Genomic DNA, 19,757 nt, shown 5'->3' on the forward strand with positions numbered 1-19,757 from the left:
TCAGAACTTCAGCAGGTTGGCGTCGTCGACCGAGGTCGAGCGGCGGGCGCGGAAGATGGTCATGATGATCGCGAGTCCGACCACGACTTCGGCCGCGGCGACCACCATCGTGAAGAACGCGAAGACCTGGCCGTCGAGGTTGGCGTGCAGCCGGGCGAAGGTGACGAACGCCAGGTTGACCGCGTTCAGCATCAGCTCGATGCACATGAACACCACGATGGCGTTGCGCCGCAACAGCACTCCCGCCGCGCCGATGGTGAACAGCAGGGCGGACAGGAACAGGTAGTTCTCAGGGTTCACCGCTTGCCTTCCTCGTCTGCCTCAGAGTTGTCCTCGACCGGCTCGGAGCCGACCGAGATGACCGCCGCCTCGGTCAGCGCCCGGTGCCGGCGGTGCCGCAGGATGGTGCTGACCGAGTGTTCTTCGAAGGAGCCGTCGGGCAGCCGCGCCGGAATGTCGACGGCGTTGTGCCGCGCGTACACGCCCGGGGTGGGCAGCGGGGTGGCCCGGCTCTTGCCGTCGCGGAAGCGCATCCGCGACATTTCGCGCTGGCCTGGTTTCGGTTCGAGCTGATCGCGGTGCGCGAGCACCATGGCGCCGATGGTGGCGGCGATGAGCAGCGCGCCGGTGAGCTCGAACGCCCAGACGTACTTCACGAAGATCAGCTCGGCGAGTTCGCCGATCACGTCGCGCCCGGCGAAACCCGTGGCGGGGAAGGTGATTCCGGAGTTCTGGATCCCGTTGGCGATGCCGCTCATGAACAGGATGCCGAAGCCGACGCCGACCGCGCCGGCGGCGGCGCGCTGGCCCTTGATCGTCTCCTTCAGCGATTCCGCGGAGTCGACGCCGACCAGCATGAGCACGAACAGGAACAGCATCATGACCGCGCCGGTGTAGACCACGATCTGCACCACGCCCAGGAACAGGGCGTCCTGGGCGATGTACATGACCGCGAGCGCGATCATGGTGGCCGCCAGGCAGATCGCGGAGTGCACGGCCTTGGCCGAGAACACCATGCCGAGCGCGCCGAGCACGGCCAGCGGGGCGAGGATCCAGAACTGCACGGCTTCGCCGGTGCCGGTCTGCGTCAAAGGCTCGGCCGCCAAGAGGAATTCGTTCACCGTGCGACTCCTTCGGTCCCGACCGCCGTCGGCTCGAGGTCCCGGCCGACGGGTTCGTCGGAGATCGGATCGACCGCCGGGACGCCGCCGGGAATCGTGCCGCGGTAGTAGTCGCCCTCGGTGCTGCCGGGGTGCATGGCGTGCGGCGGCGCCTGCATCCCCGCTTGCAGCGGGGCGAGCAGGTCGGTCTTCTCGTAGATCAGATCCGCCCGGTTGTCGTCGGTGAGCTCGTAGTCGTTGGTCATCGTCAGCGCCCGGGTCGGGCACGCCTCGATGCACAGGCCACAGCCGATGCAGCGCAGGTAGTTGATCTGGTAGACGCGCCCGTAGCGCTCACCCGGCGAGAAGCGTTCGCCCTCGGCGTTGTCCGCGCCTTCGACGAAGATGGCGTCGGCGGGGCAGGCCCACGCGCAGAGCTCGCAGCCGATGCACTTCTCCAGGCCGTCGGGGTGCCGGTTGAGCTGGTGCCGCCCGTGGTAACGCGGCGCCGTCGGCACCTTCTGTTCCGGGTACTGCTCGGTGTTGACCTTCTTGAACATGGTCAGCGCGGTGACCGCGAAGCCGGACAGCGGTTCCAGCGGATTGCCCTTGGCGTTGTCGAGGTGCACGACGTCGGCGGGCAGCGGCGGTGTCGGGAAGCCCAGGAACACACCGGATTCCGCCGTCGTCACCGGCTCCTCGGCCAGTGGCGGCAGGCCGGGTTTGCGCCCGGCCCGCAGGAACAGCGCGATCATCAACGCGGTCAGGATGAGGCCGCCGATCACCAGCGTCGGGGTCTGGATGCGCAGGCCCTCGGCCTCGGCCACCCGTGCGCCGGCCACCAGCATGACCCACAGCAGCGACATCGGGATCAGCAGTTTCCAGCCCAGGCCCATGAACTGGTCGTAGCGCATGCGGGGCAGCGTGCCGCGCAGCCAGATGAACACGAACAGGAAGGTCCACACCTTGGCGGCGAACCACACCAGGCCCAGCCAGCCGGAGTCGGCCCCCGGGATCATGTTGAACGGCCACGGCGCGTGCCAGCCGCCGAGGAACAGCGTGGTGGCGAGCGCGGAGACGGTCACCATGTTCACGTATTCGGCGAGCATGAACATGGCGAACTTGAGCGAGGAGTACTCGGTGTGGAAGCCGCCGACCAGTTCGCCCTCGGCCTCGGGGAGGTCGAAGGGCGCGCGGTTGGTCTCGCCGACCATGGCGACGCAGTAGATCAGGAACGAGGGCAGCAGCAGGAACACGAACCAGGTCGGATGCTGCGCGGAGACGATGCCCGAGGTGGACATGGTGCCCGCGTGCAGGAACACCGCCGCGAAGCACAGGGCCATCGCGATCTCGTAGGAGATCACCTGCGCGGTCGAGCGCAGGCCGCCCAGCAACGGGTAGGTCGACCCGGAGGCCCAGCCGGCCAGCACGATCCCGTACACGCCGATGGAGGTGATCGCGAGGATGTACAGCACGGCCACCGGCATGTCGGTCAGCTGCAGCGCGGTGCGCTCGCCGGCGATGGAGACCTCGCCGCCGAGCGGGATCACCCCGAAGGCCATGAACGCCGGGATGACCGCGATGATCGGCGCCAGGATGTAGATGGGCTTGTCGACGAGCGCGGGCACGATGTCCTCTTTGAGGGCCATCTTGACGCCGTCGGCGACCGCCTGCAGCGATCCGAAGGGACCGACCCGGTTCGGGCCGATGCGCATCTGCATGCGCGCCACGATCTTTCGTTCCGCGACCACCGCGACCATCAGGGTCAGTAGCAGGAAGACGAAGATACCCAGGGATTTCGCGATGATCAGCCACATCGGATCGTGGCCGAAGAGGGACAGGTCACTCATGGCGATGTTCCTTCATCCTCTCATCGGCCCGGCGGATCTCGACGACGCCGCCGGGCGCGGTGGCGAGCTGTTCGGTGATCGAGCAGCCCGGCGAGTTCTGCGGCAGCCACACCACGCCGTCGGGCATCGCGGTGATCGTCAGCGGCAGCGTGATCAGGCCGCGCGGGGTGCCGACGGTGACGAGATCGGTGTCGGCGGCGCCGATCTCGGCGGCGGTGGCCGCCGAGAGCCGCAGCACCGCCGGGCGGGCGATGCCGGCCAGGTTGGGTTCGCCGTCCTGCATGCGGCCCTGGTCCAGCAGCATGTGCCAGGAGGCGAGCACCGCGGTGCCGGCGGTGGGCTGGGTGATCGGATGCGGGCGATGCGCCGGGTCGGGCACGGGCTGGCCGTCCCACACGCCGAGTTCGGCGAGTTCGGCGCGCGCGGCGGCGGCGTCGGGCAGGCCGAGCCGCACCCGCATCTCGTCGGCGATGGCGTGCAGCACCCGGCCGTCGGACAGCGGTGCGGGCGTGCGGGTCACCATGGATTCGCCGAGTGCGGCCTCGAACCGGCGCGGGCGGCCCTCCCAGGTGCGGAAGGTGCCGGCCTTCTCCATCGCGGTGGCGACCGGGAACACGACGTCGGCCCGGTCGGTGACCGGGCCGTGCCGCAGTTCCAGGCTGACCACGAAGCGGGCGGCGTCGATCGCGGCGAGCGCGGCGCTGGGGTCGGGCAGGTCGGTGATGTCGACGCCGCCGACGATCAGCGCGCCCAGGCCCGCGGCCGCGTCGAGGATGCCGGCGGTGTCGCGGCCGGGAGTCGCGGGCAGTTCGGTGACGTTCCAGGCTTCCCGGACCTGGTGGCGCGCGGCCGGATCGGCGACCGGACGGCCGCCGGGCAGCAGGCCGGGCAGCGCGCCGGCCTCCACCGCGCCGCGTTCGCCGGCCCGGCGCGGCACCCAGGCCAGGGCCGCGCCGGTCTCGTCGGCCAGGTGCACCGCGGCCGAGAGCGCGCCGGGGATCCCGGCGAGCCGTTCGCCGACCAGGATGACCGCGCCGGGCTGCCGCAGCAGCCGCCCGGCGTTGTCGGCGATCTCGGCGGCTCCGGTCCGGAGTGCTTCCAGCACATGGGGTTCCGCGCCGGGCACGGTCGGCAGCAGGGTGCCGGACATGCGCTCCAGACCGCGCGTGGCGTAGGGGGCCAGCGCGTACACGGGCAGGCCGCGCTTGCGGGCCGCCTTGCGCAGCCGCAGGTAGATGATCGGCGACTCCTCCTCCGGTTCGAGACCGGCGAGCAGCACGATCGGGGCGCGCTCGAGGCTGTCGTAGTCGACGGTGACGCCCTGGCCGGCGACGCGCGCGGCCAGGAAGTCCGCCTCCTCGGCCGAGTGCGTCCGGCTGCGGAAGTCGATGTCGTTGCTGCCCAGCGCGATCCGGGTGAACTTGCTGTAGGCGTAGGCGTCTTCCTCGGTGACGCGCCCGCCGACCAGCACGCCCGCGTTGCCGAAGGCCCCGGCCAGGCCGCCCGCCGCGGCCGCCAGCGCCTGCGACCAGGAGGCGGGTTGCAGGGTGCCGTCCCAGCCGCGCACCAGCGGGGTGGTGATGCGGTCGCGTTCGGTGGCATAGGCGAAGGCCCAGCGGCCCTTGTCGCAGTTCCACTCCTCGTTCACCTGCGGATCGTCACCGGCCAGGCGGCGCAGCACTTTTCCGCGCCGGTGGTCGGTGCGCTGGGCGCAGCCGGAGGCGCAGTGCTCGCACACGCTGGGGCTGGACACCAGGTCGAACGGGCGGGCCCGGAACCGGTAGCTGGTGCCGGTGAGCGCGCCGACCGGGCAGATCTGCACGGTGTTGCCGGAGAAGTAGGAGTCCAGCGGCTCGGCCTGGGCGGTGCCGACCTGTTGCAGCGCACCGCGATCCATCAGTTCGATGAACGGGTCACCGGCCACCTGCTGGGAGAACCGGGTGCAGCGGGCGCAGAGCACGCAGCGTTCCCGGTCCAGCAGCACCGCCGAGGACAGCGGAATCGGCTTGGGGTAGGTGCGTTTCACGCCGTCGAAGCGGGTCTCGGGGCGGCCGGAGGACATCGCCTGGTTCTGCAGCGGGCATTCGCCGCCCTTGTCGCAGACCGGGCAGTCCAGGGGGTGGTTGATGAGCAGCAGCTCCATCACCCCCTCCTGGGCCTTGTCGGCGACCTCGGAGGTGAGCTGGGTGCGCACCACCATGCCGTCGGCGACGACCTGGGTGCAGGAGGCGACCGGCTTGCGCTGGCCCTCCACCTCGACGATGCACTGGCGGCAGGCGCCGACCGGCTCCAGCAGCGGGTGGTCGCAGAAGCGGGGGATCTGGATGCCGACGAGTTCGGCGGCCCGGATCACCAGCGTGCCCGCGGGCACGCTGACCGAGGTGCCGTCGATGGTGACGGTCACCAGATCCGCGGGCACCAGCCCGCTGTCGTTGGAGCTCACTGTGGCGGTCATTTCGCCACTCCTTCCGCCCAGGCGGTGCTGCGCGCCGGATCGAACGGACAGCCACCCGAGCGCACGTGCTCGATGTACTCCTCGCGGAAGAACTTCAGCGAGGAGATGATGGGGCTGGCCGCGCCGTCGCCGAGCGCGCAGAACGACTTGCCGTTGATGGTGTCGCTGATGTCGAGCAGCTTGCCCAGATCCGCCTCCGAACCGCGGCCCGCCTCGATCCGCTTCAGCAACTGGACCAGCCAGTAGGTGCCTTCGCGGCAGGGCGTGCACTTGCCGCAGGACTCGTGGGCGTAGAACTCGGTCCAGCGCAGCACGGCGCGCACCACGCAGGTGGTGTCGTCGAAGATCTGCAGGGCCTTGGTGCCGAGCATGGATCCGGCGGCCGCCACGCCCTCGTAATCGAGCGGGACGTCGAGGTGCTCGTCGGTGAACAGCGGGGTGGAGGAACCGCCCGGCGTCCAGAACTTCACGGTGTGCCCGGCGCGCACGCCGCCCGCGTAGCCGAGCAGTTCGCGCAGCGTGATGCCCAGGGGCGCTTCGTATTGCCCCGGCCGGGCGACGTGCCCGGACAGCGAGTAGAGGGTGAACCCGGGTGACTTCTCGCTGCCCATGGACCGGAACCACTCGATGCCGTTGAGCAGGATCGGCGGCACCGAGGCGATGGACTCCACGTTGTTGACCACGGTCGGGCAGGCGTAGAGGCCCGCGACGGCCGGGAACGGCGGGCGCAGCCGGGGCTGGCCGCGCCGGCCCTCCAGCGAATCCAGCAGCGCGGTCTCCTCGCCGCAGATATAGGCGCCCGCGCCCGCGTGCACGACCAGCTCCAGGTCGTAACCCGAGCCGAGGATGTTGCGGCCGAGATAGCCTGCGGCATAAGCCTGTTCGACCGCGGCCTGCAACCGGCGCAGCACCGGCACCACCTCGCCGCGGACGTAGATGAACGCGGTGTTCGCCCGGATCGCGTAGGAGCCGATGATCACGCCCTCGATCAGCGCGTGCGGGCTCGACAGCATGAGCGGAATGTCCTTGCAGGTCCCGGGTTCGGACTCGTCGGCGTTGACCACCAGGTAGTGCGGTTTGGTGACGCCGTCGGGGCCGGGGCCCTGCGGGATGAAGCCCCACTTCAGGCCGGTGGGGAAGCCCGCGCCGCCGCGGCCGCGCAGGCCCGCGTCCTTGACGGTCTGGATGACCTGGTCCGGGTCCATCCGCAGCGCTTTGCGCAGCGCCTGGTAGCCGTCGTGGCGGGCGTAGGTGTCGATCGTCCAGGACTCGGGGTCGTCCCAGTAGCGCGAGAGCACCGGGGTCAGTGCGGTGGTCATGCGTTCTCCTCCCGCGCGACTGTCAGCCCGGCCAGCGTGGCCTCGCCCGCCGGGCCGTCGAGCACGCCGGGGCGCTCGTCCGGGAAGCCGGCGAGGATGCGGGCGGTCTGCTTGAACGTGCACAGCGTCGCGCCCCGGGTCGGGGTCACCGCCTGACCGGTGCGCAGCGCGTCGACCAGGGCCTGCGCCGACTCCGGGGTCTGGTTGTCGAAGAACTCCCAGTTCACCATCACGACCGGCGCGAAATCGCAGGCCGCGTTGCACTCGATGTGCTCGAGGGTGATCGCGCCGTCCTCGGTGGTCTGGCCGTGCGTGATGCCCAGATGCTGTTCCAGCAGCGCCAGAATCGCGTCGCCGCCCATGACCGCGCACAGCGTGTTGGTGCAGACGCCGACGTGGTATTCGCCGGTCGGCGTGCGCCGGAACATGGAGTAGAACGTCGCGACCGCGGTGACCTCCGCGCCCGTCAGTCCCAGCAGCTCGGCGCAGAGATCGATCCCGGTGCCCGAGACGAACCCCTCCTCGGCCTGCATCAGGTGCAGCATCGGCAGCAGCGCCGAGCGCGCCACCGGGTAGCGCGCCATGATCGCCTTGGCCTCGACTTCGAGCCGTTCCCGCACGTCGAGCGGGAACGGCTCGGGCCGCGTCGAGAGCTTGAGCAGGATCTCCGTCATCGGTCCACACCGCCCATCACCGGATCGATGCTGGCGACCGCCGCGATCACGTCGGCGATCATGCCGCCCTCGCACATCGCCGCCACCGCTTGCAGATTCGTGAACGAGGGGTCGCGATAGTGCACGCGGTAGGGCCGGGTGCCGCCGTCGCTGACCATGTGCACGCCGAGTTCGCCGCGCGGGGATTCCAGGGCCGTGTACACCTGACCCGCGGGGACCCGGATGCCCTCGGTGACCAGTTTGAAGTGGTGGATGAGTCCCTCCATGGACGTGCCCATGATCTTGCCGATGTGCTTGGGGGAGTTGCCGAGTCCGTCCGGGCCGAGTTGCAGGTCGGCCGGCCAGGCGATCTTCTTGTCCTCGACCATGACCGGGCCCGGCCGCAGCCGGTCCAGGCACTGCTCGACGATCTTGAGCGACTCCTTCATCTCCTCCACCCGGATCAGGTAGCGGCCGTAGCAGTCGCAGCCCGTGGTGGTGGGGATGTCGAATTCGTAGGTCTCGTAACCGCAGTAGGGCTGGGACTTGCGCAGGTCGTGCGGCAGACCGGTGGCGCGCAGGCAGGGACCGGTGATGCCCAGCGCCATGCAGCCGGTCAGGTCGAGATAGCCGATGTCCTGGGTGCGCGCCTTCCAGATGGGGTTCTGGGTGAGCAGGTGCTCCATGTCCCGCAGTCGTTTCGGCAGCAGGGCGAGCAGTTCGCGCACCTTCTGCACGCCGTCGTCGGGCAGGTCCTGGGCCAGGCCGCCGGGACGGATGTAGGCGTGGTTCATCCGCAGGCCGGTGATGGTCTCGAAGACGTCGAGGATCAGCTCGCGTTCCCGGAAACCGAACAGCATGGGGGTGAGCGCGCCCAGCTCCATGCCGCCGGTGGCCAGCGCCACCAGATGCGAGGAGATGCGGTTCAACTCCATCAGCAGGACGCGAATCACGCTGGCGCGCTCGGGAATCTGCTCGGTGATGTCGAGCAGCGATTCCACGCCGAGGCAGTAGGCGGCCTCGTTGAAGAACGGCGACAGGTAGTCCATCCGGGTGACGAAGGTGACGCCCTGGGTCCAGTTGCGGAACTCGAGGTTCTTCTCGATGCCGGTGTGCAGGTAGCCGATGCCGCAGCGGGCCTCGACGACGGTTTCGCCCTCGATCTCCAGGATGAGCCGCAGCACGCCGTGTGTGGACGGGTGCTGCGGGCCCAGATTGACGACGATGCGTTCCTCGGCCGTGCCGTCCAGCGATCCCGAGACCTGGTCCCAGTCCTGTCCGGCAACGGTGACCGTGGGGAAAGTGTCGATGTCGTTCACTAGCTGTATGCCCTCCGCTCGTCGGGCGGCGGGATACGCGCGCCCTTGTATTCGACCGGGATCCCGCCGAGCGGGTAGTCCTTGCGCTGGGGGTGACCGCGCCAGTCGTCCGGCATGGTGATGCGGGTCAGCGACGGATGGCCGTCGAAGATGATGCCGAAGAAGTCGTAGGTCTCGCGCTCGTGCCAGTCCACGGTGGGGTACACCGCGAACAGCGACGGGATGTGCGGGTCCGCGTCGGGCGCGGAGACCTCGAGGCGCAGCCGGCGGTTGTGCGTGATCGACATCAGCGGGTAGACCGCGTGCAGCTCGCGGCCCGCGTCCTCCGGGTAGTGCACGCCGCTGGCGCCGAGGCAGAGCTCGAAACGCAGTGCGGCGTAATCGCGCAGCGCCTGCGCGACGGCGATCAGGTGCTCGCGCCGCACGTGCAGGGTGAGCTGGCCGCGGAAGACGACGATCTTCTCCAGCGCGGTCTCGAGCGCGAGGTCGGTGGCGGCCAGGGCGGCGCGCAGCGCGGCGACGACCTCGTCGAAGTACCCGCCGTAGGGCGGGTGGCTGCCGCCGGGCAGGGCGACCGGGCGGACCAGGCGGCCGTAGCCGGAGGTGTCGCCGGTGCCGGTGTTGCCGAACATGCCGTGCCGCACGCCGATCACCTCCTCGCCGCCGGCCTGCGGCTGGTCCGGCGGGAGCGTGCCCTCCGGGCCCGCGGTCGCGGCGGCGTCGGTCTCGGTGCGGTGCTGGGTGTCTCGCGGGGTGTCGAAGGTCATCGCAACAGACCCTCCATCCGGATGGTCGGGGTCGAGGCCAGCGCGGCCTGCTCGGCGGCCCGGATCGCTTCCTCCCGGTTCACCCCGAGCGGCGTCTCCTGGATCTTGTTGTGCAGGGTGATGATCGCGTTCATCAGCATCTCCGGCCGCGGCGGGCAGCCGGGCAGGTAGATGTCGACCGGCACCACGTGATCGACGCCCTGCACGATCGCGTAGTTGTTGAACATGCCGCCGGAGGAGGCGCAAACACCCATGGCCAGAACCCATTTCGGCTCGGGCATCTGGTCGTAGACCTGGCGCAGCACCGGCGCCATCTTCTGGCTGACCCGCCCGGCGACGATCATCAGATCGGCCTGGCGGGGCGAGGCGCGGAAGACTTCCATGCCGAACCGGGCGAGGTCGAAACGGCCCGCGCCCGTGGCCATCATCTCGATGGCGCAGCAGGCCAGGCCGAAGGTGGCCGGCCACAGCGAACCCTTGCGCAGGTAGCCGGCGAAGTCCTCCACGGTGCTCAGCAGGAAGCCGCTGGGCAGTTTTTCTTCGAGACCCATGATCTTTTCAGTCCCAACTGAGCCCGCCACGGCTCCACTCGTAGGCATAGGCGACGGAGACATTGACGACGAACAGGGCCATGGCCGCGAAGCCGAAGAAGCCGAGCGAGTCGAAGTGCACGGCCCAGGGGTAGAGGAAGACGATCTCGATATCGAAGATGATGAAGAGCATGGCGGTGAGGTAGTACTTCACCGGGAAGCGCTGCCCCGCAGCGTTTCCGGGGCCGCCGGAGACGGCGTGCGGCGTGGGTTCGATACCGCATTCATAGGCCGCGAGCTTGGATCGGTTGTAGCGTTTCGGCCCGATCAGCGAAGCCATGACGATCGAGAAGACGGCGAACGCGGCGGCTACCGCGCCGAGAACGAGGGTGGGCATCTCCATATTCACGAGATCGGTTCCCCTCCTTGTGAGCTGGGACGGGTGAATGTCGACCGGTCGGTCGGGGCGGGGCTGATACCGTGCCCGGGCTCATGTGAGCTACGGCACAGACTACAACTGAACGGGGGGCAGGCTACCCGATTGGTTCCCCGGTTTGATCGAATCTGGAACTGCGATTCATGACAGAAACGGTGGTAATCCAGTTCGGATGTCACGTGACGAACGCCGAGGTGGATCCGGGGTGTCTGATATGCCGTTACTACTCAGCGGTATTGGTGCTGCCGATGAGTTGCGCACGACGCAGTCGATCGCCGCCGCGTGCCGCCACCCTCATTGACCGAGGTAGCTCATGGGTCGCTGAAGCGACGCCGCAGGCGCGGCGGCGATCGTGAAATGTGGAAATGCTATTGATCGTGAAAGATCAAGCGGCGGCGCGATTGCGCAGCAGGGTCACCACGGTGTCGGTGAGGGCGATCGGATCGATCGGGTGCGAGACCGCGGCCTCGGCGCGCGACCAGTTCGCCAGCCAGGCGTCGTCGGGCCGCCCGGTGAGCACCAGAACCGGTGGGCAGTGCTCGATCTCGTCCTTGAGCTGCTTGGCGATACCCAGCCCGCCCGAGGGCACCGATTCGCCGTCCAGGATCGCCAGATCGACGCCCCCCGCGTCCATCTGGGCGATCACCACCGGTCCGGTGGCGACCTCCAGGTACTCGAATTCCGGTAGTTCCGGATGCGGCTGCTTGCCCAGCGCCATCGTCACCTGGCGCCGGGTATCGGCATCATTGCTGTAGACCAGCACCCGCAAGGGGGTGGAACGGTTCGCGTCGGCCACGCGAGGATGGTACGTCCGGCGATGGTCACGGCGTGGCAGGTTGGCGAGATCCGTCCGCGCGTCGCGAGGCCGGCCGCTAGATCCCAAGCGTCCCTTAGGTTTCTGCCGGTAGCATCCGGCCCATGCGCGCAGATCCGACCCGGGCGCTGATCGGGACGGAGGTCTGGGACGATCGACCGGTGCGGGCGGCGGGCATTCCGGTCCGTCGTCCCCGCCGGCGCGGCAACGGGGGCGGGTTCTGGTAGGTGGAGGGGAAGCCGATGGCGGACATCGAGGTGCTCGCCGGCACACATCTGGTCGCCTGTGTCGACGGCGTGCTGATCGTGGTCGCCAACCGCGAGGACGCGCCGCCCACCAAGAGCTCGGCGGCCGGCTCGACCTTGCTCGACGTGCAGGGGCTGGTGCGCGCGGCCGCGAAGGCGGAGCCGCGGCGCAGCGGAAAAGCCTTCGCGCGCTTGGCGACCAACTGGTTGATGGGCCTCGGCGACGGGGAGGTGGTCGAGTTCGGTGTGCTCTCGCCGACCGAGGCCGGGCTCGCGGTGTTCCTCTACGGCGGGGTGACGGCGGTGCTCGCCGGCGCCGAACGCGCCGAGGTGCTGCGCGGCGGCGAAGCCGGATTCACGGTGGACCGCCTGGTGATTCCCGCACCGGAGATCGGCGCGGGCGTGTTCGTCGACGAGGGCGATCAGCAGTTCGACCTGCCGGGAGTGCGTGGCGTCGGCACCTTGACGGCGGGCGCGGTGCCCGGCTCCGGCGGTGTGCTCTGGTACGGCGAGCCCGTGCACCGGCCGCCGGACGAGCGGCTCACCACGCGTGATCCGGCCCGCCCCGCCGCCGATCGCGCGGTGGTGCGGGCGCGGTCGCTGTCCAAGCCGGTGCCCGACCCGCTCCCGGACGCGATACCCACACCCGACGCCATGCCCGCCCTACCGCCGCCGGGTGGCCGGGCGCGCGACAGCGTGCCCTCCGGACCGGTGAGCGGACCGGCGATCGTCAAGGGCTGCAAATGCGCCCGCCAGCACCACAACGATCCGCGGGTCACCTTCTGCGCCGTCTGCGGCATCCGGATGGACCAGGTCACCGGTGTGCTCACCGACGGCGTCCGCCCGCCCCTGGGCCTGCTGCTGTTCGACGACGGCACCATCATCATCCTGGACGCCGACTGCGTGCTGGGCCGCGAACCCGAGCACTCCGCCGCCGCGCGGCGCGGCGCCCGCCCCGTCCGGCTGGAGGACGCCTCGGGCGGCATGTCGCGCACGCACGCCGAGATCCGGCTCGTCGACTGGGACGTCACGGTGCTGGACTGCGGGTCGGCCAACGGCACCCATCTGCGCAATCCCGGTCACCCCGACTGGATCCGGGTGACGCCCGGTCATCGGCACCCGCTGCGGCCGGGCGCGCAGATCCTGCTCGGCGCGCGCACCGCCACTTTCGATTCCCAGCACGGTCAGCTCTGAGGCTCAGCGCGAGCGTTTGGGGCGCTTGTCCATCAGTCGCAGGATCAGCGGCGTGAAGATCAGCTGCATGGCCAGATCCATCTTGCCGCCGGGGACCACGATGCAGTTCGGGCGGGACATGAACGAGTCGTGCAGCATCGAGAGCAGATACGGGAAGTCGATCACCTTGGGGTCGGCGAAGCGGATGACGACGAAGCTCTCGTCGGCGGTGGGGATGCTGCGGGCGATGAACGGGTTCGAGGTGTCGACGGTGGGGACGCGCTGGAAGTTGACGTAGGTGTGGGAGAACTGCGGGCAGATGTATTTCACGTAGTCGGGCATGCGGCGCAGGATGGTGTCGATCACGGCCTCGCTGGAATAGCCGCGTTCGGTCTTGTCCCGGAAGACCTTCTGGATCCATTCGAGGTTGACGATCGGCACCACCCCCACCAGCAGGTCGGCGTAGCGGGCGACGTTCACGCTGTCGGTGATCGCCGCACCGTGCAGCCCCTCGTAGAAGAGCAGATCGCTGCCGGGGGGCAGGTCCTCCCACGGCGTGAAGGTGCCCGCGGGCTGGCCGAACGGCTTGGCCTCCTGATCGTCGTGCAGGTATCTGCGCACCGAGCCGACCCCGGTCTCCCCGTATTCGCGGAACAGCGTCTCCAGCTCCGGCAGCAGATTCGCCTCCTCGCCGAAATGCGAGAAGGTGAAGTTGCGGTTCTGCTCGGCCTCGGCCATGGCCAGTTTCATCTCGTTGCGGTCGTAGCGGTGGAACGAATCCCCCTCCACGATCGCCGCGTAGATGCCTTCGCGCCGGAAGATCTCCTGGAAGGTGCGGGTGACACTGGTGGTGCCCGCCCCCGAGGATCCGGTGATCGCGACGACGGGGTGTTTGACCGACATGGCAGCTCCTGGCTAACTCGGTGTGGCGCGGCCCGCGGGGCGGAACAGGGAGCGGGTACCGAACAGCGAGCTGTCGAAGCGCGGGCCTTCCTCGGGTTCGCTGTGGTAGTGCTCGATGCGCTGCACTTCGTTGCGGGAGCCGAAGATGAACGGAACCCGCTGGTGCACCTGGGTGGGCGTCACCTCGCGCACCCGTTCGCCGCCGGTGGTGGCCCAGCCGCCGGCCTGCTCGACGATGAACGCGATCGGGTTCGCGCCGTAGAGCAGCGCCACCTGGCCGGGCCGCTGCGGCGGCCGGGTGTCGTAGGGGTAGAGGTAGACCCCGCCGCGGGTGAGGATGTGGAAGGTGTCCGCGACCAGCGAGGCCACCCAGCGCATGTTGAAATCGCGGGCCCGCGGCCCGTCCACGCCGTCGAGGCACTCGTGCACGTAGCGGCGCACCGGCCGCTCCCAGAACCGCTCGTTGGCGGCGTTGATCGCGAAACCCGTTGTCTCCTCGGGAATGCGCATGCGCGGATGGGTCAGCACGAACGCGCCGATCTCCCGGTCCAGGGTGAATCCGTCGACGCCGCGCCCGGTGGTGAGCACCAGCATGGTCGCCGGCCCGTACAGCGTGAAGCCCGCGCACACCTGCTGGGTGCCGGGCTGCAGGAAATCGGCGTCGCAGGAGTCCGCGCCGGTCCCGGGCGGCGCGCGCAGCACGCTGAAGATGGTGCCGACGGGCAGGTTCACGTCGATGTTCGACGAACCGTCCAGCGGGTCGAACGCCAGCAGGTACTTGCCGCGCCGCTGGGCGGGCACCGGCCGGACCGCGCTCATCTGCTCGGAGAGCAGGCCCGAGAGATGGCCGGTCCACAGTGTTTCCGACACCATGATGTCGTTGGCGATGGCGTCGAGCTTGCGGTGCACGGCCGGCGGCAGATTGTCCGGCTCGCTCGGGCCCAGGGAGCCGACGATCGCTCCCCGCGTCACCTGGTTGGCGATCATCTTCGTCGCCGTGGCCACGACATTGACCAGCGCGGAGAATTCACCGGACGATCCGGGATGCCGGTGCTCCTCCTCGATCGTGTAGCGAGTGAGGGTCTTCAATCCTTCTGGCATGGCTCGGCTTCTATGGGCTCTGGCCTCCGAAAACGCTGCTGCCGTAGACATCCCGATCGGTCAGCGTCATCAGGTCGGACTTGGTGAGCGGGCGGTGGAGTTCGACGAGCCGTTTGGCCTGCCGCAGCCGGCAGCGGTCCAGGGCGTTGCGGACGCTGCGGGCGTTGGAGAAGCGCGGGCGCTCCATCCGGCGCGACAGGTACTCCGAGAACGCGTCGCGCGCGGCGGGATCGAAGCGGAAGTTCTGTTCCGTCACCATGAGTCCGGCGATGGCCAGCAGCTCCTCGTGGGTGTAGTCGGCGAACTCCAGGTGGTGCGCGACGCGGGAGGACAGGCCGGGGTTGGCGGAGAAGAACTTCTCCATCCGATCCGGGTAGCCCGCGAAGATGACCACCAGGCTGGCTCGTTCGTTCTCCATCTCCTGCAACAGGATCTCGATGACCTCCTGGCCGTAGTCGCGCTCGTTCTCCGGGCGGAACAGGTAGTAGGCCTCGTCGATGAACAGCACGCCGCCGGCCGCCTTGGCGATCGCCTCCTTCGTCTTGGGCGCGGTGTGCCCGATGAACTGGCCGACCAGATCGTCGCGGGTCACGGTGTGCACCTTGGGTTTACGGATGTAGCCCAGGGTGTGCAGCAGCTCGGCCATGCGCAGCGCCACCGTGGTCTTGCCGGTGCCCGGGCCGCCGGTGAAACTCATGTGCATGGTCGGGCGCGCCGACTCCAGGCCGAAACGCTGCCGGGCCCGGTCGATCAGCAGCAGCGCGGCGATCTCGCGCACCCGGCGCTTCACATTGGCCAGCCCGACCAGTTCCGCGTCCAGGCGGCGCAGCGTGAGCTCGACGTCGTCACCGGCGATGTCGGTCGACAGATCCAGCACCGCGTCCTCATCCAGCGGTGGCGGGGGTTCCGCCGGCTGCGCCGGTACCGGCCGGGGCCCGTCGGCGCCCGGCCGGTGCAGCCGGAAGCCGTTGGCCTCAGGCGCCATACCGCGCGCCCTGCGGCTTCTCGGTGGCGTAGGAGCGCAGACCGTAGGTCTGGCGGCGGTCCGGGCCCTCGGTGCGGGTCAGCTCGAAACCCGGCTCGGTGGCGGGACGCTGCACGAGAAAGCTCAACGCCGTGGTCTGGCGGCCGTAGCGCGCGTCGTAGGCCAGCACCCGCACGTAGTGCCGGGGGAAGGTGGCCCGGCAGGCGTTGATCTCGGCGAGCACGCCGTCGGGTTCGTCGAGATCGAACAGCGGCAGGCCCCACATCTGCCAGTAGGCGTTGCGCGGGTGCGGATCGTCGGTGTACTCCACCGACACCGGCCAGCCGTTGAGCAGGGCGTAGCGCACCTGCGCGGCGATCTCGGCGTCGCTGAATTCCGGGAGATACGAGAAGGTTCCGTGACGCAGATACATGAGCACGCCTTTCAGACCGAGGCCGTGGGCACCGCGTCGGGTGCGTCGGTGGAGGTGTAATCGAAGGTGACATCGCCCCAGGTGGACAGCGCGACCTCGAGCGGGCGGTTCCACTCGGCCGCCTTGCGCAGCACCTCGGGGCCTTCCTTCAGCAGATCGCGGCCCTCGTTGCGGGCCTTGACGACGGCTTCGAGCGCGACGCGGTTGGCTTCCGCGCCCGCGGCGATGCCGAGCGGATGACCGATGGTGCCGCCGCCGAACTGCAGGATCACGTCGTCGTGGAACAGGTCCAGCAGCTGATGCATCTGCCCGGCGTGGATGCCGCCGGAGGCCACCGGCATCACCCCGGGCAGGCTGGCCCAATCCTGGTCGAAGAAGATGCCGTTGGCCGGATTCGCGGGAATGTGGTTCTCCCGCAACGTGTCGTAGAACCCCTTGGTGGTCGCCGGATCGCCCTCCAGCTTGCCGACGACCGTGCCCGCGTGCACGTGATCCACCCCGATCAACCGGCACCACTTCGCCAGCACCCGGAAGCTCACGCCGTGCGTCTTCTGCCGGGTGAAGGTGGAGTGCCCGGCCCGGTGCAGGTGCAGCAGCACGCCGTTGCGCCGCGCCCAGTGCGACATCGACTGCATGGCGGTGTAGCCCACGGTCAGATCCATCATGATGACGACGCTGCCGAGTTCCTTGGCGAATTCGGCCCGCTCGTACATCTGCTCCATGGAGGCCGCGGTCACGTTGAGGTAGTGGCCCTTGATCTCGCCGGTGTCGGCCATCGCCCGGTTCACGCCCTCCATCGCGTACAGGTACCGGTCGCGCCAGCGCATGAACGGCTGGGAATTGATGTTCTCGTCGTCCTTGGTGAAATCCAGGCCGCCCATGCAGGCCTCGTAGACCACGCGCCCGTAATTGCGCGCCGAGAGGCCGAGTTTGGGCTTCACGGTCGCGCCGAGCAGCGGGCGGCCGTACTTGTTCAGGTATTCGCGCTCCATCACGGTGCCGTGCGGCGGGCCCTGGAAGGTCTTGACGTAGGCGACCGGAATGCGCATGTCCTCGAGGCGCAGGGCCAGCAGCGGCTTGAAACCGAAGACGTTGCCGATCACCGAGGAGGTGAGATTGGTGATCGAGCCTTCCTCGAACAGGTCGAGATCGTAGGCGACATAGGCGAAGTACTCCCCGGGCCGGCCCGGCACCTCGTCGATCCGATAGCACTTGGCCTGGTACTTCGAGTGCGCGGTGAGCCGGTCGGTCCACACCACCGTCCAGGTGGCCGTGGAGGATTCGCCCGCCACCGCGGCCGCCGCCTCGATCGGGTCCACGCCCGGCTGCGGCGTCACCCGGAAGCAGGCCAGCACATCGGTGTCCGAGGGTTGATAGTCGGGTGCGTAATATCCCATCGACGCGTAGGACTGTACGCCCGGATCCCAGCGATCCCGTTCGGTTTCCTCGGCCATGAATCCTCCTGAGCTGGTGGGGATTTCCAGGATGAGGCGTCTAGAGATCACAAACAATTTGATTGTTCCTGCGAATACTCAAGCGTTTCTTTAAGTTTTGCTACCGTCGGAGCCATGGGTGCGGTCAGCGCGACACGGATGGAGACCTTCCTGGTCGTCGCGCGCCAGGGCAGCATCCGCAAAGCCGCGGGCCAGCTGCACGTCACCGAGGCGGCCGTCTCCGCCGCCGTCGCGCACATCGAGAAGCAGCTGGGCGCCAAGCTCGTCGCCAAGACCGGGCGCGGCATCGCGCTGACCGAGGCGGGCCGGGTGTACGCGGGCTACTGCCGCAGCATCCTGGGCCTGATGAAGGAGGCGCACGCCGCGGTGCAGCAGGCCGAGACCGGGCGGCTGCGGATCGGCGTCGTCGCCACGGCGGGGGAGTACGTGCTGCTGCGGCCGCTGGCCTCGTTCCGGCGGCGCTTCCCCGAGGTGGAGCTCAGCCTGTCCGTGCAGCCGCGCGACGTGCTGTTCGTCGAATTGCAGCACCACGAAAGCGATCTGGTGATCGCGGGCCGCCCGCCCCGGGACGCCGCGCTGGTCACCCGGGCCCGGCGGCCCAGCCGGCTGGTGGTCGTCGGCGCGCCGGACCGGCACCCGCTGCGCAGCACCTGGCTGCTGCGCGGGCGCGGCTCGGGCACCCGCGACGCCACCCATGAACTGCTCACCCAGCTCGAACTGGATCCGCCCACCCTGACCCTCGGTTCGCACGGCGCGGTGCTCGCCGCGGCCCGGGAGGGCCTGGGCGTCACGCTGATCCACAGCGACGCGGTGGAACAGGATCTCGCCGCCGGAACGCTGGCCATCCTGCCGGTCGAGGGCACGCCGCTGGACCGGCCCTGGCACGCCATCACCACGGGCACCCCGACGCCCACCACCCGGCTGTTCCTCGCCCACATCCTGGACCCCGGGCAGGTCGGCGGGGACGCGTTCTACCCGCCGTGACGGGCCCGCGCGGCACCCGGCAAGATGCAGGGGTGGGTGTGTACTGCGAACGAATCGTCGATCTCGAGGCCACCGAGTCGGACGGGGCGCGCTTCGCGGCCCGCGTCCTCGATTGGCTTGTGGGCGAAGGCATTCTGACCCGCGAGCTGTCGCGGGAGGACATGTACAGCGACTACGCGGAGCAGGGCTATACGCCCGGGCCGCACTGGCGGCGGATCACCGTGGAGGACTGGGGCTCCGGGCCCGTGGCCGTCGCGCTGGGCCGGCACGCGTTCGTCGAAGGCCAGGGCGGCGACACCCCCGATGCCGCGCGCTGCCCGGCCTGCGCGGCCGACACCGTGATCATCGACTATCCCGCCGGGCAGTTCGAACCCGACCGCGAGCGCTGGGCCCCGTTCGAGGCGGCGATCACCGCCTGGCAGCAGACCGGGGCCGGCGCCGTGGCCTGCCCCGCCTGCGCGGTGACCAGCCCCGTCGCCGACTGGCACTGGTCCTCCGGGTTCACGCTGGGCGCGCTCGCCTTCGAATTCTGGGGCTGGCCGCCGCTGACCGAGGAGTTCCAGCAGGAACTCGCCGCGCGGCTGGGCCATCGGATCGTGCGCCAGGTGGTCAAACTCTGACGGCCCCGGTCAGGACTGCGGCAGCTGCGACATCGGCGAATTGAGCTTGTTCACCAGCCAGCGGTCGCCGGAGCGTTCCAGGCGCATCACCATCGAGAGCTGCCCGGGGGCGGGCTTGCCCTGGGTGCCGAGGCTGGTGATGGTCTGGGCGACGACCACGATGGCCTCCGCGGAGTTCTCGTCGGCGGTGCGGATCGCGCACTTCACGTCGCTGGACTTGGCGACCACCTCGCCCTGGACCAGGACTTCGCGCAGATCCTTGCTGGTGCCGTCGAACTGCTGGCGCCACTCGCCGGTGGCCCCGGCCAGGACCGCGGCGAAATAGTCGTCGAGCTTCTTCGCGTCGTAGTTCACCAGGACGGGGGCGTAGGCGCAGGCCGCGGCCTTGGCCTCGGCTTCGGCGGCGAGCAGGTTCTTGTGGTGCTCGTTGCGCTGGTACAGGAAGATGCTGGCCGCGATCGCGGCGACCAGTACCAGCGCCGCCGCGGCACGCAGCACCACACCGCCGGCGCCGGAGACCGAGGGCACCCGGATGGTCCAGGTGCGCGCGGATTCGGCTGCCGGTTCCGCGTTGGCGGCGTCCGCCGGAACCGCTGCGGCCGGCTGCTTTTCGGTGTCTTCGGTGGTCATGGGATCT

The 19,757-nt window shown here is 69.4% G+C and carries 21 protein-coding genes; 4 read left to right on the forward strand and 17 right to left on the reverse strand.

Features of this window, described 5'->3' with window-relative positions:
* The 11 genes from nuoK to AB0I43_RS24880 all read right to left on the reverse strand — a co-directional run bounded on the left by nuoK (position 1) and on the right by AB0I43_RS24880 (position 11,225).
* Entirely contained in the window at positions 1–300 is a 300-nt protein-coding gene (nuoK, locus tag AB0I43_RS24830; RefSeq protein ID WP_029892786.1) for an NADH-quinone oxidoreductase subunit NuoK, read from the reverse strand.
* The gene (locus AB0I43_RS24835; RefSeq protein WP_356974377.1) at positions 297–1,121 is read right to left on the reverse strand and encodes an NADH-quinone oxidoreductase subunit J; all 825 of its coding nucleotides are present in this window, start codon (positions 1,119–1,121) and stop codon (positions 297–299) included. The genes nuoK and AB0I43_RS24835 overlap by 4 nt, the downstream gene beginning before the upstream one ends.
* Positions 1,118–2,950, reverse strand: a complete 1,833-nt coding sequence (gene nuoH / locus AB0I43_RS24840; protein WP_356974376.1) for an NADH-quinone oxidoreductase subunit NuoH — start codon at positions 2,948–2,950, stop codon at positions 1,118–1,120. The genes AB0I43_RS24835 and nuoH overlap by 4 nt, the downstream gene beginning before the upstream one ends.
* Positions 2,943–5,405, reverse strand: a complete 2,463-nt coding sequence (locus AB0I43_RS24845) for an NADH-quinone oxidoreductase subunit G (RefSeq protein WP_356974375.1) — start codon at positions 5,403–5,405, stop codon at positions 2,943–2,945. Before AB0I43_RS24845 ends, nuoH begins: the two co-directional genes overlap by 8 nt.
* Positions 5,402–6,724, reverse strand: coding sequence for an NADH-quinone oxidoreductase subunit NuoF (nuoF, locus tag AB0I43_RS24850; RefSeq protein ID WP_356974374.1), 1,323 nt, complete (start codon positions 6,722–6,724; stop codon positions 5,402–5,404). The genes AB0I43_RS24845 and nuoF overlap by 4 nt, the downstream gene beginning before the upstream one ends.
* The gene (gene nuoE, locus AB0I43_RS24855) at positions 6,721–7,398 is read right to left on the reverse strand and encodes an NADH-quinone oxidoreductase subunit NuoE (protein ID WP_356974373.1); all 678 of its coding nucleotides are present in this window, start codon (positions 7,396–7,398) and stop codon (positions 6,721–6,723) included. The genes nuoF and nuoE overlap by 4 nt, the downstream gene beginning before the upstream one ends.
* Positions 7,395–8,696 (reverse strand): NADH-quinone oxidoreductase subunit D, encoded by a 1,302-nt coding sequence (locus AB0I43_RS24860; RefSeq protein ID WP_356974372.1) that lies wholly within the window; start codon positions 8,694–8,696, stop codon positions 7,395–7,397. The genes nuoE and AB0I43_RS24860 overlap by 4 nt, the downstream gene beginning before the upstream one ends.
* A complete protein-coding gene (locus tag AB0I43_RS24865) occupies positions 8,696–9,463 on the reverse strand; it encodes an NADH-quinone oxidoreductase subunit C (RefSeq protein ID WP_356974371.1) in 768 nt (255 codons plus the stop codon). The genes AB0I43_RS24860 and AB0I43_RS24865 overlap by 1 nt, the downstream gene beginning before the upstream one ends.
* Positions 9,460–10,014, reverse strand: coding sequence for an NADH-quinone oxidoreductase subunit B family protein (locus AB0I43_RS24870; protein ID WP_356974370.1), 555 nt, complete (start codon positions 10,012–10,014; stop codon positions 9,460–9,462). The genes AB0I43_RS24865 and AB0I43_RS24870 overlap by 4 nt, the downstream gene beginning before the upstream one ends.
* Before the next feature lie 7 nt (positions 10,015–10,021).
* Entirely contained in the window at positions 10,022–10,402 is a 381-nt protein-coding gene (locus AB0I43_RS24875; protein ID WP_356974369.1) for an NADH-quinone oxidoreductase subunit A, read from the reverse strand.
* A gap of 412 nt (positions 10,403–10,814) precedes the next feature.
* On the reverse strand, positions 10,815–11,225 hold the full coding sequence (locus AB0I43_RS24880; protein WP_356974368.1) for a hypothetical protein: 411 nt from the start codon (positions 11,223–11,225) through the stop codon (positions 10,815–10,817).
* A gap of 122 nt (positions 11,226–11,347) precedes the next feature.
* Between AB0I43_RS24880 and AB0I43_RS24885 the strand changes: the two genes are divergently transcribed.
* Positions 11,348–11,470 carry a hypothetical protein gene (locus AB0I43_RS24885; RefSeq protein WP_356974367.1) on the forward strand — a complete coding sequence of 41 codons (123 nt, stop codon included), beginning with the start codon at positions 11,348–11,350 and terminating at the stop codon, positions 11,468–11,470.
* Between the two features lie 15 nt (positions 11,471–11,485).
* Complete coding sequence (locus AB0I43_RS24890; protein ID WP_356974366.1) at positions 11,486–12,682, forward strand: FHA domain-containing protein; 1,197 nt, start codon at positions 11,486–11,488, stop codon at positions 12,680–12,682.
* Between the two features lie 3 nt (positions 12,683–12,685).
* Here AB0I43_RS24890 and AB0I43_RS24895 read toward each other — a convergent pair whose 3' ends face one another.
* Genes AB0I43_RS24895 through AB0I43_RS24915 form a run of 5 tightly spaced genes read right to left on the reverse strand, consistent with a single transcriptional unit; the run spans position 12,686 to position 17,516 of the window.
* A complete protein-coding gene (locus tag AB0I43_RS24895; RefSeq protein WP_356974365.1) occupies positions 12,686–13,564 on the reverse strand; it encodes a phosphoribulokinase in 879 nt (292 codons plus the stop codon).
* 12 nt (positions 13,565–13,576) lie between these two features.
* On the reverse strand, positions 13,577–14,665 hold the full coding sequence (locus AB0I43_RS24900; RefSeq protein WP_356974364.1) for a class 1 fructose-bisphosphatase: 1,089 nt from the start codon (positions 14,663–14,665) through the stop codon (positions 13,577–13,579).
* Positions 14,666–14,675: 10 nt separating this feature from the next.
* Positions 14,676–15,650 (reverse strand): AAA family ATPase, encoded by a 975-nt coding sequence (locus AB0I43_RS24905; RefSeq protein WP_356974363.1) that lies wholly within the window; start codon positions 15,648–15,650, stop codon positions 14,676–14,678.
* Complete coding sequence (locus tag AB0I43_RS24910; RefSeq protein WP_356974362.1) at positions 15,640–16,062, reverse strand: ribulose bisphosphate carboxylase small subunit; 423 nt, start codon at positions 16,060–16,062, stop codon at positions 15,640–15,642. Before AB0I43_RS24910 ends, AB0I43_RS24905 begins: the two co-directional genes overlap by 11 nt.
* Before the next feature lie 11 nt (positions 16,063–16,073).
* A complete protein-coding gene (locus tag AB0I43_RS24915; RefSeq protein ID WP_356974361.1) occupies positions 16,074–17,516 on the reverse strand; it encodes a form I ribulose bisphosphate carboxylase large subunit in 1,443 nt (480 codons plus the stop codon).
* A gap of 114 nt (positions 17,517–17,630) precedes the next feature.
* On the opposite strand from AB0I43_RS24915, the gene AB0I43_RS24920 reads away from it, so the two are divergent.
* Together AB0I43_RS24920 and AB0I43_RS24925 are read left to right on the forward strand one after the other, a co-directional pair.
* Positions 17,631–18,500 (forward strand): LysR family transcriptional regulator, encoded by an 870-nt coding sequence (locus AB0I43_RS24920; protein ID WP_356974360.1) that lies wholly within the window; start codon positions 17,631–17,633, stop codon positions 18,498–18,500.
* A 32-nt stretch (positions 18,501–18,532) separates the two neighbouring features.
* Positions 18,533–19,120, forward strand: a complete 588-nt coding sequence (locus AB0I43_RS24925; RefSeq protein ID WP_356974359.1) for a hypothetical protein — start codon at positions 18,533–18,535, stop codon at positions 19,118–19,120.
* 9 nt (positions 19,121–19,129) lie between these two features.
* Here the strand turns inward: AB0I43_RS24925 and AB0I43_RS24930 are convergent, their stop codons facing one another.
* Positions 19,130–19,750 (reverse strand): hypothetical protein, encoded by a 621-nt coding sequence (locus AB0I43_RS24930; protein ID WP_356974358.1) that lies wholly within the window; start codon positions 19,748–19,750, stop codon positions 19,130–19,132.
* Positions 19,751–19,757: the final 7 nt, after the last annotated feature.

The organism is Nocardia sp. NPDC050435 (genome assembly GCF_040655395.1).
Lineage (GTDB): Bacteria > Actinomycetota > Actinomycetes > Mycobacteriales > Mycobacteriaceae > Nocardia.

What these genes read in the sequence shown, in the direction of transcription:
- nuoF (WP_356974374.1), bottom strand. Translation starts at nt 6,724, where the DNA reads ATGACCACCGCACTGACCCCGGTGCTCTCGCGCTACTGGGACGACCCC.
- AB0I43_RS24930 (WP_356974358.1), bottom strand. Translation starts at nt 19,750, where the DNA reads ATGACCACCGAAGACACCGAAAAGCAGCCGGCCGCAGCGGTTCCGGCG.
- AB0I43_RS24920 (WP_356974360.1), top strand. Translation starts at nt 17,631, where the DNA reads ATGGGTGCGGTCAGCGCGACACGGATGGAGACCTTCCTGGTCGTCGCG.
- AB0I43_RS24905 (WP_356974363.1), bottom strand. Translation starts at nt 15,650, where the DNA reads ATGGCGCCTGAGGCCAACGGCTTCCGGCTGCACCGGCCGGGCGCCGAC.
- nuoE (WP_356974373.1), bottom strand. Translation starts at nt 7,398, where the DNA reads ATGACGGAGATCCTGCTCAAGCTCTCGACGCGGCCCGAGCCGTTCCCG.
- nuoH (WP_356974376.1), bottom strand. Translation starts at nt 2,950, where the DNA reads ATGAGTGACCTGTCCCTCTTCGGCCACGATCCGATGTGGCTGATCATC.
- AB0I43_RS24895 (WP_356974365.1), bottom strand. Translation starts at nt 13,564, where the DNA reads ATGTCGGTCAAACACCCCGTCGTCGCGATCACCGGATCCTCGGGGGCG.
- AB0I43_RS24890 (WP_356974366.1), top strand. Translation starts at nt 11,486, where the DNA reads ATGGCGGACATCGAGGTGCTCGCCGGCACACATCTGGTCGCCTGTGTC.
- AB0I43_RS24865 (WP_356974371.1), bottom strand. Translation starts at nt 9,463, where the DNA reads ATGACCTTCGACACCCCGCGAGACACCCAGCACCGCACCGAGACCGAC.
- AB0I43_RS24885 (WP_356974367.1), top strand. Translation starts at nt 11,348, where the DNA reads ATGCGCGCAGATCCGACCCGGGCGCTGATCGGGACGGAGGTCTGGGAC.
- AB0I43_RS24915 (WP_356974361.1), bottom strand. Translation starts at nt 17,516, where the DNA reads ATGGCCGAGGAAACCGAACGGGATCGCTGGGATCCGGGCGTACAGTCC.
- AB0I43_RS24845 (WP_356974375.1), bottom strand. Translation starts at nt 5,405, where the DNA reads ATGACCGCCACAGTGAGCTCCAACGACAGCGGGCTGGTGCCCGCGGAT.
- AB0I43_RS24900 (WP_356974364.1), bottom strand. Translation starts at nt 14,665, where the DNA reads ATGCCAGAAGGATTGAAGACCCTCACTCGCTACACGATCGAGGAGGAG.
- AB0I43_RS24910 (WP_356974362.1), bottom strand. Translation starts at nt 16,062, where the DNA reads ATGTATCTGCGTCACGGAACCTTCTCGTATCTCCCGGAATTCAGCGAC.
- AB0I43_RS24870 (WP_356974370.1), bottom strand. Translation starts at nt 10,014, where the DNA reads ATGGGTCTCGAAGAAAAACTGCCCAGCGGCTTCCTGCTGAGCACCGTG.